Raw genomic sequence first — 13,247 nt, 5'->3', positions numbered from 1 at the left:
AGAAATGCCAAGCGGATTTTTTGAAGGGATCGAGCGGATCCGGTTTGAAGGCGCGGACAGCAAAAACCCGCTGGCCTTCCGGCACTATGATCCAGACGAGATTGTCATGGGCAAACGCATGGAAGATCATCTGAGGTTTGCAGTCGCCTGGTGGCACTCATTCGCGTGGGAGGGCGGAGACCCCTTCGGTGGTCCAACTTTTGAACGCCTGTGGCATCCTCAGGATGATATGGGGCGGGCTCGTTTGAAGGCAGATATTGCTTTTGAGATGTTCGAAGTGCTCGGCCAGCCCTACTTCTGCTGGCACGACGCTGACATCCGGCCCGAACAGGGAAATTTTGCGGAAAACCTGAGAACTCTGGAAGAAATCACGGATTACATAGGCCAAAAGATGCAGGTGTCCGGCACAAAGTTGCTTTGGGGCACGGCCAATATGTTCAGCCATCGCCGCTGGATGGCCGGCGCCAGCACCAATCCTGATCCCGACGTTTTTGCCTTTGCAGCGGCCACGGTGAAATCCTGCCTGGACGCGACCCACAAGCTCGGTGGTGAAAACTATGTACTTTGGGGCGGGCGCGAAGGGTACGAGACCCTGCTGAACACGGATATGAAAACCGAACTGGACCACATGGGTCGGTTTCTGAATATGGTCGTGGAGTATAAAAACAAGATCGGGTTCAAGGGCACCATTCTGGTAGAACCCAAACCACAGGAGCCGTCCAAACACCAATACGACTATGACGCGGCAACCTGCATCGGGTTCCTCAGGAAATACGGTCTGGAGAACGAGGTGAAACTAAATCTCGAGCAGGGGCATGCGATCCTTGCAGGGCACAGCTTTGAGCATGAAATTGCAGTGGCCGCAGCCGAGGGAATGCTGGGCTCGATCGATATGAACCGCAACGACTACCAGTCGGGTTGGGACACTGACCAGTTCCCAAATAACACGCCGGAAGTAGCCTTGGCTTATTATTACATATTGAAGGCCGGCGGCTTTACCACCGGAGGCACAAATTTCGACGCAAAAATCCGACGCCAGTCCATTGATGCAAAAGATCTGGTGGCTGCCCATGTCGGGGGAATGGATATCTGCGCCCGGGGTTTGAAGGCCGCTGCCGCCATGATTGAAGATGGCGGTTTGGAAGCTGAGCTGTCGAAGCGTTACTCGGGCTGGAACACGCCTTCAGCGGCGACGATGCTGGATAGCGGTCTGGAAGAGATTGCTGCGCGCGTTTTGCGTGAGAACATAAATCCGAGGCCGCAATCGGGACATCAGGAAATCCTGGAGAACTATGTAAACAGGTTTGTCTGAACAGGGGCTGCATTCAATAAGCGGGTACTGAGAGATTGACACATTTGGCAGTCCATAGCGCTTGCGGGACCTGTCCAACAAATTGATCCGCAGAACAATTCGACATGCCGACATGTCAGTCAATCTGCCCTGTATCTTTGCATAGCGCCAATGATCGCTGAATAATTGAGCAATTCTGCCGCCGAAGGAAGGGGTGGAGGACTTTCCAATTGTGGTTGAGGTGGGCAGAGCTCAGTTGACTAGTCATGAGCCAAAACCTGACCGTCGTTGTGGTCGAGCAGAACCACGACCGCGCTTTCGCTATAGTTGACGCCTTGAAAGCGTATGGGGATGTAGATGTCTTTGTGATCGGCAATGTTTCGGGCCTGGCGCGCAAGATTGCCACCCACGACCCGGATATTGTGTTGATTGATATCGACAATCCGTCCCGCGATATGCTGGAGGAACTGACGGTCGCGTCCGGCCCGTTGGAGCGCCCGGTTGCGATGTTCGTGTCCGGCGCGGCAGGGGGATTGGCAAGGGCAGCGGTCGAGGCCGGAGTGTCGGCTTATGTCGTGGATGGATTGCAGGCCGACCGCATCAAGCCAGTGATGGATATTGCAATCGCCAGGTTCCAGGTCCTGCGCCAAATTCGCGTGGAACTGGCGGAAACGCGCCGCGCCTTGGAAGAGCGCAAGGTGATTGACAAGGCCAAAGGCTTGATAATGAAGTCCAGAGGCGTGCCGGAAGATGAAGCTTACGCCCTGTTACGAAAGACGGCCATGAATCAAAACCGTCGGGTGGCCGAAGTGGCCGACGCACTGGTGACGGCGTCGGGGTTGTTGTCATGAGAACCGTGACGCTCCCGGTTGCTTATATGCCTTTGGTGGATGCTGCCCCCTTGGTTGTCGCCCGCGAGATGGGCTTTGACCACGCCGAAGGGATCTCGCTGGATCTTCGTCCCGCACCGTCCTGGTCTTCGTTGCGCGACATGTTGGCTTTTGGGCACGTCGATGCTGCACATTTATTATCTCCGATCCCTGTCGCAATAGCACTTGGGCTGGGTGGGATCACGACCCCGATATCCGCTGTTTCCGTTCTGTCGCTGAATGGCAATGTCGTCGGAGTTGGCGCACAACTGGCCCGGAAGTTGGTGGATCAGGGATATGGTTTCGACTTCATCGATGCAAAAGCTGCCGGCGCTGCACTCGCAAAGGCCGCCGACGACACTCTGATCTTCGGGGTGCCGTTTCCATTTTCAATGCATGTCGAGTTGCTGCGATATTGGGTGGCCGGAACCGAGCTGGCTTCAAAAAACGTCGAGATCCGTACTGTTCCTCCACCTTTGATGGCGCAGGCGCTTGCTGCACGAGAGATTGATGCGTTCTGCGTTGGGGAACCCTGGGGGTCGTTTGCTGTCGAGGACCAGTTTGGGGCTTTGCTGTTGCCCGGTCGGGCAATCTGGAATTGCGCGCCGGAAAAGGTGCTGGCCGTCAGAAACGATTGGGCCCAGACCGAACCACATCTTCTGGGCAGCCTTATGCGCGCGGTTTGGCGTGCCGGGCGGTGGTTGTCCAATCCCGACAGCCGTTCTACGGCGTCCGAGATGTTGGCGCGCAAAGCCTATCTGAATGTGTCCCCGGAACTGGTCGATCGCGCCTTGATGGGGGAATTTGCGATCTCTCCAAGTGGAGAACACCGCCATGTTGAGGGGTTCGTAGAGTTTTTTGAAGGCGCGGCAACTTTTCCGTGGCGCAGTCAGGCCAAGTGGATTGCACATCAAATGGCGAAGCGAAACGGCCTTGAAGTTGGTGCTGCCGAACATGCAGCAGCCAAGGTCTTTCGGAGCGACTTGTACCGTCAAGCGATGCATCGATCAGGAATTGAGACCCCGGGTGCGTCCGAGAAACTGGAAGGTGCCTTGCCGGAACCAATGGCAGTTGCATCAGCCAAGGGCAGCCTGATTCTGTCTCGGAATGTCTTCTTCGATCGACGTATTTTCGAGCCTTCCGAGTAGGTGTGCACATTTTTTCCGCATTGCAGCATCGCGCAATGCTGCAATGCGGAAAAATTTCAGACATCCTTCAAAATACAGATGACGCGACCACGTTTTGTCGGCTTACTGAAGCCATCGGCAGGCAACGGAGCCATCCGACAGAATGCGCCCATGTCCATGGGCATCTATCAAGAGCAAAGCCGCTCGACCAACCGCCAACTCCTCCCGGCGGTGTGTGTCGGCGGCTTTTTTTGTGCCCGAAGGCAAACGGGCAGCCACGCGCCCTGATTGGGCCGAACCGAAGGGAAATGTGATGAAGAAACTGATCTTGAGCTTTGCGGCAACTACCGCGCTTGTTTCTCCCGCTCTGGCCGAACTTGAACTGGAAAAAGATGAACTGACCTTTGGTTTTATCAAGTTGACGGACATGGCACCGTTGGCAGTGGCCTATGAGCAGGGATATTTCCTGGACGAAGGTTTGTTCGTCACGCTTGAGGCGCAGGCCAACTGGAAAGTGCTGTTGGACGGTGTGATCGACGGGCAGCTGGACGGCGCGCATATGCTGGCGGGGCAGCCACTGGCTGCGACCATCGGATACGGGACCGAGGCGCATATCATCACGCCATTTTCGATGGATCTGAACGGCAACGGCATCACCGTGTCCAACGAAATCTGGGAAGAAATGAAACCGAATATCCCGGTGATGGAGGATGGTCGCCCGCAGCATCCGATCAGTGCCGAGGCTCTGGCCCCGGTGGTAGAGAAGTACAAATCCGAAGGCAAGCCCTTCAACATGGGCATGGTTTTCCCAGTTTCGACGCACAATTACGAATTACGCTACTGGCTCGCCGCTGGCGGTCTGCACCCCGGCTACTACAGCCCCGAGAACGTAACTGGCCAGATTGGCGCGGATGTGTTCCTGTCCGTAACCCCTCCGCCGCAGATGCCTGCGACGCTCGAGGCTGGTACGATCTATGGTTACTGCGTGGGGGAGCCGTGGAACCAGCAGGCCGTGTTCAAGGGCATCGGCGTTCCGGTCATCACCGACTATGAGCTCTGGAAGAACAACCCCGAAAAAGTTTTTGGCATCACCGCCGAATTTGCGGAGGAGTATCCGAACACCACGCTGGCCGTGACCAAGGCCTTGATCCGCGCCGCCATGTGGTTGGATGAAAACGATAACGCCAACCGCCCCGAGGCCGTCGAAATCCTCAGCCGTCCAGAATATGTCGGCGCGGATTACGACGTTATCGCGAACTCGATGACCGGCACATTTGAATACGAGAAGGGTGACAAGCGCGAAGTTCCTGATTTCAACGTGTTTTTCCGCTACAACGCGACTTACCCGTTCTACTCGGACGCTGTCTGGTACCTGACCCAGATGCGCCGATGGGGTCAGATCGCCGACGCAAAACCGGACAGTTGGTATGACGAGGTCGCCAAGTCCGTCTACAAACCCAAGATCTATCTGGAAGCCGCGCGCCTGCTGGTCGACGAGGGCTTGGCCAATGAGGCTGACTTCCCTTGGAACAGCGACGGTTACAAGGCGCCGACCCCGGTCGAGGATATCATTGACGGCATCGCCTATGACGGCCGCACCCCCAACGCCTACCTCGAAAGTCTGTCCATTGGTCTAAAGGGCGATCAGAAGATCGTCGGTTCGGACGTGCAAGGCTAACCCCGCAACACTGCGCCCGGCTTGGGTCAGGCGCGACGCTCACAAGTGCCCCGCCATCGCAAGGACACATCAGATGACAACGGTCGATCCAGAATTCAATGCAGACGCCGCCCGAGAGGACCGCCGCGCCCGCCTTTTTACCCGTATTAATGCCGCCGATAAATGGTTTCAGGTCCTTGGCCTCAGTTGGGCCACCCCGGTGCTGAAAGCAGCAGCGGGGGACAACCCGCGCGCCCAGATGACCGAGATCTGGCGGTTGCTGGTGGTCCCCCTTTTGTCGATTTGCGCATTTCTGCTGCTGTGGGCGACTTTGGCCCCCAAGGTGCAGACCTCTTTGGGTGCGGTCCCCGGACCGGCTCAGGTTTGGGCGGAAATGGTCAATCTGAACGAGGACGCGCAAGCCAAAGCCGCCAAACGCGCCAAGTTCGAGGCGATGGTCGAGAAGCGAAACCAAAAGCTGATCGACGCCGGCCGCGCGGAAGAGGTCAAGCAGGTCGCTTACACGGGCGCGCCATCCTACTACCAGCAGATCTGGACCTCGATCAAAACCGTGTTCTTCGGGTTTCTGATCGCAACGGTGGTGGCCGTCCCGCTTGGCATTGCGGCGGGTCTGTCGCCAACAGCAAACGCTGCGCTGAACCCGCTGATCCAGATATTCAAACCCGTGTCTCCACTGGCATGGCTGCCGATCGTCACCATGATCGTCTCGGCAGTTTATGTCACCAATGACGGGTGGTTTGCCAAGTCCTTCCTGATCTCGGCTATCACCGTGACCTTGTGTTCGCTGTGGCCAACGCTGATCAACACTTCACTGGGTGTAGCCTCTATCGACAAGGACCTGGTTAACGTCTCCAAGGTACTGAAAATGAACACCTATACCAAGATCACTAAGCTGGTGCTGCCTTCGGCCCTGCCGTTGATCTTTACCGGTCTGCGCCTGTCGCTTGGTGTTGGCTGGATGGTCTTGATCGCGGCTGAAATGCTGGCGCAGAACCCCGGTCTTGGCAAGTTTGTCTGGGATGAATTCCAGAATGGCTCGTCCAGCTCTCTGGCCAAGATCATGGTTGCGGTTTTCACCATCGGCATCATCGGCTTCTTGCTGGACCGGGTGATGTACGCGCTGCAATCCCTCTTTACCTTTACGAATAACCGGTGATCGAGATGAGCATTCTGAGCTTCAAGAACGCCTCGAAATCCTTTGGTGAAGGCACCGCGCGGACCGTTGTTCTGAAAGGGATCGATCTGGATGTGCAAGAGGGCGAGTTTCTGGTGATCCTCGGCTTCTCGGGTACCGGCAAGACGACGCTGATCAATTTGATGGCCGGCCTGGATATGCCGACCAAGGGCGAGGTCACGTTCAAAGGCACTCCGATCAAGGGGCCGGGCCCGGAACGTGGCGTGATCTTCCAGAACTACTCGCTGATGCCGTGGTTGACGGTCAGCGGCAATGTGGGTCTGGCGGTGGATACGGTCTTTCCTGGCCTAAGCAAGGCCGAGAAAGCCGAGAAAGTGGCGGATTACGTCAAGATGGTTGGACTCAGCCACGCCGCCTCGCGCCGCCCGGCGGAGTTGTCCGGCGGGATGCGCCAGCGGGTTAACGTGGCGCGCGCGCTGTCGATGAACCCCGAAGTTCTTCTGCTTGATGAGCCTTTGTCGGCGCTGGATGCGCTGACCCGCGCCAATCTGGCCGATGAGATCGAACATATCTGGGAAGCCGACAAAAAGACCTGTGTCCTTATCACCAATGATGTGGATGAGGCGATCATCCTGGCCGACCGGATCATCGCTCTGAACCCGGACGGGACTTTGGGGCAGGAGTTCCGCGTGTCGATCCCGCGTCCACGGGATCGGGGCGCGATGAACAACGACGAGACCTTCAAACGTCTGCGTGCAGACGTCACCAAGTATCTCATGGATGTGGGTATCGAGGCCAAAGTCGAAGGCTCGCGCATCCTGCCCGATGTCACGCCAATCCACGGAGTCCCCACTGCTGTTGCCGAGGCACAGAAAGGAATGATCGAGAACCGCTTTCTCGATTTCTCGCAACTGCACAAGGTCTACCCGACGCCCAAAGGTCCGCTGACCGTGGTTGAGGATTTCGATCTGAAGATCGACAAGGGCGAGTTCATCTCACTGATCGGCCACTCCGGCTGTGGCAAGTCCACGGTTCTGACTATGGCTGCCGGGCTAAACGAAATCTCGAAGGGTGCGATCAAGTTGGATGGCCGCCACGTCGAAGGCGCCGATCCCGAGCGCGCCGTGGTGTTCCAGTCGCCCAACCTGTTCCCCTGGCTTAGCGCCAAGGAAAATGTCGCCATTGGCGTCGACAAGGTCTACCCCAAGGCCAGCATGGCCGAGCGGCAAGATGTGGTCGAATACTATCTGGAACGTGTCGGTCTAGCTGACGCGATGGACAAGTCTGCCTCCGATCTGTCGAACGGCATGAAACAACGCGTCGGCATCGCCCGCGCCTTTGCGCTGTCGCCCAAACTGCTACTGCTGGATGAGCCCTTTGGGATGCTCGACAGCCTGACGCGCTGGGAATTGCAGGAAGTCCTGATGGAGGTCTGGTCCCGTACCAAGGTCACCGCGATCTGTGTGACCCATGACGTGGACGAGGCGATCCTTCTGGCCGATCGCGTGGTGATGATGACCAATGGTCCGCAAGCGACCATCGGGAAAATCACCGAGGTCGACCTGCCGCGCCCAAGGACCCGTAAGGCATTGTTGGAACACCCCGATTACTACGCCTACCGGCAGGAAGTTCTGGACTTCCTTGAAGAATACGAACACGGCGCCAAGCCGAAATCGCCTGCCCCCAAGGCGATTGCAGCGGAGTGAAACCATGAAACAAAGACTAGTTGTCATAGGCGCAGGCATGGCTTCGGGCCGGGTGCTGGAGCACCTGACCGATGCTGCACCAGATGCGTTCGATATCACCCTGTTCAACGCGGAACCGCGCGGAAACTACAACCGCATCATGCTCAGCCCGGTTCTGTCGGGTGAGAAGACCTATGAAGAGATCGTCACCCATGACGACGCTTGGTACGCCGAGCGAAGGATCACCTGTCGCTTTGGCGAAAAGGTGGCCAGGATCGACCGCGAGATGAAGGTGGTCGAAGGGGCGAACGGCCATGTTCCATACGACAAGCTGTTGATCGCGACGGGGTCAAACCCGTTCATGATCCCTCTGCCTGGGCATGATCTGGATGGCGTGATCGCTTATCGCGATCTGGAAGATACCCGGCAGATGATGGGTATGGGCCCGGGCAACAAGGTCGTTGTGATCGGTGGCGGTTTGCTGGGTCTTGAGGCGGCTGCAGGCATGGCCGCCCACGGCGTGGACGTTACCGTCGTTCACATCATGGGCCACCTGATGGAGCGCCAGCTGGACGAAGCAGCCGGGTATTTGCTGAAGAAGTCGCTGGAGGACAAAGGCATCAGGATTTGCCTGCAGGCGAACTCCAAGGAAATCCTCGGACAGGATGGCAAGGTCCGCGCGCTTTTGTTGGACGATGGGACCGAGTTGCCCTGCGACCTGCTGGTCATGGCAGTTGGAATCCGCCCCAATACGGCACTGGCGCAGGAGGCCGGTCTGGCCACTGGGCGCGGCATTCATGTGGATGACCAGATGCTGACCTCGGACCCGGACGTTTTTGCCGTGGGCGAATGCGTCGAACATGACGGAGAAATCTTTGGCCTTGTCGCGCCGCTTTACGATCAGGCGAAGGTGGCAGCGCAGTCGTTGCTGGCGGAAGACGCTGCATTCGCACAGAAAACCCTCTCGACCAAGTTGAAAGTCACCGGCTGCGACCTGTTCAGCGCAGGCGATTTTGCCGAAGGCCCCGAGCGCGAGGATATTGTGTTCCGAGACCCCTCGCGCGGGGTCTATAAACGGCTTGTGATCGAAGAAGATCGTCTGGTTGGCGCCGTGATGTATGGCGACACTGCCGATGGCAGCTGGTTCTTCGGGCTAATCAAAGACGGCACCAGCATCGAAGAGATGCGCGAGACGCTGATCTTCGGCCCTGCCTATCAGGGGGGTGACACTGCGGACCCTCTCTCAGCCGTTGCAGCATTGCCGCTTGAGGCGGAGATTTGCGGCTGCAACGGCGTATGCAAGGGCAACATCGTCGAGGCGATCAATGCAGGGGCCGGCGATCTGGGCGCGGTGCGCGCTAGCACCAAGGCCAGTGCCTCCTGCGGCACATGCACGGGTTTGGTCGAACAGGTCTTGCAAGTCACTTTGGGTGATGACTTCCAAATGCCAACGGCGCAACCCGTCTGCCGCTGCACGGATCTGACCCATGAGGATGTGCGCCGCCTGATCAAAGGGCAGGAGTTGAAAAGCCAGGCTGCCGTCTGGCAGGAGCTTGGATGGAACACGCCCAACGGCTGCCATGTCTGCCGCCCCGCGATCAACTATTACTTGCTGGCTGATTGGCCGCTTGAGTATCAGGACGACCCGCAAAGCCGGTTTGTCAACGAACGCAAGCACGCAAACATCCAAAAGGATGGCACGTTCAGCGTGGTGCCCCGTATGTGGGGTGGGATTACCACACCAGAAGAACTGCGCGCCATCGCGGATGCGGCGGATAAATACGACGTGCCAACCGTCAAGGTCACTGGTGGCCAGCGGATCGACCTTCTGGGCGTGAAGGGTGAGGACCTGCCCGCGATCTGGTCGGATCTGAACAAGGCGGGTCTGGTCTCGGGCCATGCTTATTCCAAGGGTTTGCGCACGGTGAAGACCTGTGTCGGAACAGATCATTGTCGGTTTGGAACGCAGAACAGCAGCGGGCTTGGGATCAAGCTTGAGAAAATCCTGTGGGGGTCGTGGACGCCTCACAAGCTGAAGCTGGCCGTGTCGGGCTGCCCGCGCAACTGTGCCGAGGCCACCTGCAAGGATATCGGCGTGGTTTGCGTGGACTCTGGGTTTCAGATCAGCATCGGCGGAGCTGCCGGAATGGATGTGAAAGAGACCGAATTGCTGTGCCAGGTGCCAACCGAAGACGAAGCAATCGAGGTTGTGATGGCCGTCACTCAGGCCTATCGGGAAGGCGGCAAGTACTTGGATCGTTTGTATAAATGGATGGGCAAAGTCGGCATGGGTTGGATCAGGGGGCATGTGGTCGACGATCTGGAAAACCGCGCGGCTCTGGTCGAAAGGTTCGAGCTGTCTCAAAGCATCTACCGCAAGGACCCGTGGGCCGAACATGTGCGGGACAAGGCGCAAACCTACGCGCCGATTGCAGATTTCACATTGGAGGCCGCAGAATGAGCTGGATCGACGTCGGGCATATCGATGAGGTGCCACTGCGCGGGGCGCGCCTGATAAAAACTCATATCGGCTGCATTGCGATTTTCCGAACTGCCGAGGCCGAAGTCTTCGCAGCTACCAATAATTGTCCCCATAAGGGCGGCCCGCTGTCCGAAGGCATCGTGCATGGTCAGTCGGTGACTTGTCCCTTGCACAATTGGGTCTTCGATCTGAACACGGGCGAGGCTCAGGGCGCGGATGATGGTCGCATCACCACCTATCCGGTGCGGCTGGAAGGCAGTCGTATCCTGCTGGACGACAAAGCGGCAACCCGGCGGAGTGCGGCCTGATGGACGGAACCGGGCTGCCTGAAATCCGGTCCACCTGCGCTTATTGCGGTGTTGGTTGCGGTGTTCTGTTGCGCCCTGATGGCGCCGGCGGTTTGGCGGTACGCGGCGATCCGGATCATCCGGCGAACCATGGGCGTTTATGCTCAAAGGGATTGGCTTTGGGTGAAACGGTCGGACTGGATCAACGCCTTCTGGCCCCGCAAGCATTTGGAAAGGATGTGCCGTGGGACGAAGCCCTGCAACTGGTCGCCGATCGCTTTTTGTCCACTATCGAGGCCTACGGACCGGACAGTGTCGCGTTCTACGTGTCAGGGCAGATGCTGACCGAGGATTACTATGTCGCCAACAAGCTGATGAAAGGGTTCATCGGTTCGGCCAATATCGATACGAATTCCAGGCTCTGCATGGCCTCAACCGTGGCTGGCCACAAACGCGCCTTTGGGTCAGACACTGTGCCGGGTACCTACGAGGATATTGATCAGGCCGACCTGGTGGTTCTGGTCGGGTCCAACCTCGCCTGGTGTCATCCGGTTTTATACCAGCGCGTTCTGGCGGCGCGACAGTCACGTAGGACAAGGATCGTTGTTGTCGACCCGCGCCGTACAGCAAGCTGCGATCAGGCCGACCTTCATCTGGCTTTGCATCCGGGCAGCGATGTTGCTTTGTTCAACAGATTGCTTGTCAGCATTCACGAAGGCGGACACGTCGTGCCTGAATTTCTGGAGCAGACTGTCGGCTTTGATGAGGCGCTTAGAACGGCGCAGCGGGACGACCCGACAGTTACGGGCCTGACCACCGAAGAGATCGAGACATTTTGTGATCTTTGGACCGGGACCGAGCGTGTGGTCACCATCTTCAGTCAGGGCGTGAACCAATCCTCTAGCGGGACGGACAAAGTGAACGCGATCCTCAATTGTCATCTGGCGACGGGTCGGATCGGGCGCGAAGGGATGGGCCCGTTTTCCGTTACCGGTCAGCCCAATGCCATGGGTGGCCGAGAGGTGGGTGGATTGGCCAACATGCTGGCCTGTCACCTGGATATCGAGAATGAAAGCCACCGCACGGCCGTTCAACATTTCTGGAACGCGCCGAAGATCTGTGAAAAACAGGGGCTTAAGGCAGTGGACCTGTTTCGTGCCGTGAAAGAGGGTCAGATCAGGGCGCTTTGGGTCATTCACAGCAATCCTGCGGTTTCAATGCCTGATGCGGATAGCGTGCGACAAGCCATTGAGAAATGTCCCTTCACCGTTGTCAGTGACCTGACGGTCCGGACGGATACGGCACGTCTTGCGGATGTGCTGTTGCCAGCGACAGGCTGGGCGGAAAAAAGTGGCACCGTAACCAATTCGGATCGCACAATCAGCAGACAGCGCGCCGTTCTGGCACCTCCCGGGCAGGCACGTGCAGACTGGGATATCCTTTCGGACGTCGGTCGTCGCATGGGGTGGAAAACGCCATTCAGCTACGACTCTCCGGCGCAGATTTTTCGGGAATACGCGGCGTTGTCCTCAGTGGCTAAATCTTTTGGCAGGGATTTTGACGTCTCAAAGCTCGCGGATATTACGGAGGAAGAATACAATGAACTAAGCCCGACGCGATGGCCGGTGATACCTGGTGGAACGGACGGACGGTTCTTTGGTGACGGTCAGTTTTTCCATCCTGATAGGAAAGCACGTTTTGTGCCCGTTTCCCATAAGCCACCGGTTGCGAAAACATCAACGCAATACCCATTTCTTTTGAATACGGGGCGAATTCGGGACCAGTGGCACACGATGACCCGGTCCGGATTGTCACCTCGTCTATCGGCTCATCTCGCCGAACCTTATGTGGAAGTGAACCCCGAGGACGCGCGCCATCTGAACCTCGGCTCTGCCGATTTGGTCGAGATCAATAGTTCGGTCGGAACTGGGATATTTCGACTTCGCATCACCGACACCGTCGCGCCCGGCCAAGTGTTCGCGCCGATTCACTGGACGGGGGAAACGGCCCCGGCGGCCCGTGTGGATGCGCTGATTCCAACTGTGACGGACCCCATCTCGGGACAACCGGAGAGCAAGGCAACGGCCGTGTCTGTTCGGCGCATGAATGCTGCCTGGTACGGGTTTGCAGTCTCTGTTGGGGCCCCATCGCCAAAGTCGGAGTATTGGGCGATTGCAAAGACGGACAAAGGTTACAGGCTGGAACTGGCAGGATACCATGTTGCCGAGGATTGGGAGAGTACTGCCCGAGAATGGTTCGGCCTGCCCGATGCCGTGTCTACTTTGATAGAAGATCAAAGGCGCGGGTCATTCAGAATTGCGTTCTCAGAGGGGCAACGCCTGTTGGCGGTGCTGTTTGTATCTTCTGAGCCGGTCACGCTGATGCGAGACTATCTTGCAGCTTTGCCCGAGGTCGCACCACACCAGATTTTGTCCGGTCGGTCATCAGCGGAACTGGAAGACTGCGGCCCGATGATTTGTTCGTGTTTCGGCGTCGGGCTAAAAGCCATAATCCGCGCAATTCACGACGAAAAACTGGTTGATGTGGATGAAATCGGAGACGCCCTTCAAGCTGGAACGAATTGTGGTTCGTGTCGGCCGGAGCTTGCCGATTTGGTCGTTGAACATTCGGAACGGCTTTGCCAGACGAACTTGGCGTGAGGTGGAGTAGGGGGCTGTCCAGCGTCTGGAAAC

The 13,247-nt window shown here is 57.6% G+C and carries 9 protein-coding genes; all 9 read left to right on the top strand.

Features of this window, described 5'->3' with window-relative positions; all coding sequences use genetic code 11:
• Nucleotides 1-4: 4 nt before the first annotated feature.
• Nucleotides 5-1,312, top strand: coding sequence for a xylose isomerase (gene xylA / locus ACR0MI_RS09605; protein WP_170614608.1), 1,308 nt, complete (start codon nt 5-7; stop codon nt 1,310-1,312).
• A gap of 245 nt (nt 1,313-1,557) precedes the next feature.
• Nucleotides 1,558-2,142 (top strand): ANTAR domain-containing protein, encoded by a 585-nt coding sequence (locus ACR0MI_RS09600; protein WP_170614609.1) that lies wholly within the window; start codon nt 1,558-1,560, stop codon nt 2,140-2,142.
• The gene (locus ACR0MI_RS09595) at nt 2,139-3,308 is read left to right on the top strand and encodes an ABC transporter substrate-binding protein (RefSeq protein WP_170614610.1); all 1,170 of its coding nucleotides are present in this window, start codon (nt 2,139-2,141) and stop codon (nt 3,306-3,308) included. Before ACR0MI_RS09600 ends, ACR0MI_RS09595 begins: the two co-directional genes overlap by 4 nt.
• Before the next feature lie 292 nt (nt 3,309-3,600).
• Nucleotides 3,601-4,965, top strand: coding sequence for a CmpA/NrtA family ABC transporter substrate-binding protein (locus tag ACR0MI_RS09590; protein ID WP_170614611.1), 1,365 nt, complete (start codon nt 3,601-3,603; stop codon nt 4,963-4,965).
• Between the two features lie 73 nt (nt 4,966-5,038).
• Nucleotides 5,039-6,121 carry an ABC transporter permease gene (locus tag ACR0MI_RS09585; protein ID WP_170614612.1) on the top strand — a complete coding sequence of 361 codons (1,083 nt, stop codon included), beginning with the start codon at nt 5,039-5,041 and terminating at the stop codon, nt 6,119-6,121.
• A gap of 5 nt (nt 6,122-6,126) precedes the next feature.
• The gene (locus ACR0MI_RS09580; RefSeq protein WP_170614613.1) at nt 6,127-7,806 is read left to right on the top strand and encodes an ABC transporter ATP-binding protein; all 1,680 of its coding nucleotides are present in this window, start codon (nt 6,127-6,129) and stop codon (nt 7,804-7,806) included.
• Nucleotides 7,807-7,810: 4 nt separating this feature from the next.
• Entirely contained in the window at nt 7,811-10,246 is a 2,436-nt protein-coding gene (nirB, locus tag ACR0MI_RS09575) for a nitrite reductase large subunit NirB (protein ID WP_170614614.1), read from the top strand.
• On the top strand, nt 10,243-10,575 hold the full coding sequence (gene nirD, locus ACR0MI_RS09570) for a nitrite reductase small subunit NirD (RefSeq protein ID WP_170614615.1): 333 nt from the start codon (nt 10,243-10,245) through the stop codon (nt 10,573-10,575). Before nirB ends, nirD begins: the two co-directional genes overlap by 4 nt.
• Nucleotides 10,575-13,214, top strand: coding sequence for a nitrate reductase (locus tag ACR0MI_RS09565; RefSeq protein ID WP_170816712.1), 2,640 nt, complete (start codon nt 10,575-10,577; stop codon nt 13,212-13,214). Before nirD ends, ACR0MI_RS09565 begins: the two co-directional genes overlap by 1 nt.
• Nucleotides 13,215-13,247: the final 33 nt, after the last annotated feature.

The sequence above is a fragment of the Ruegeria sp. D4 genome (assembly GCF_056534475.1).
This window is presented reverse-complemented; position numbering and strand designations above follow the sequence as displayed.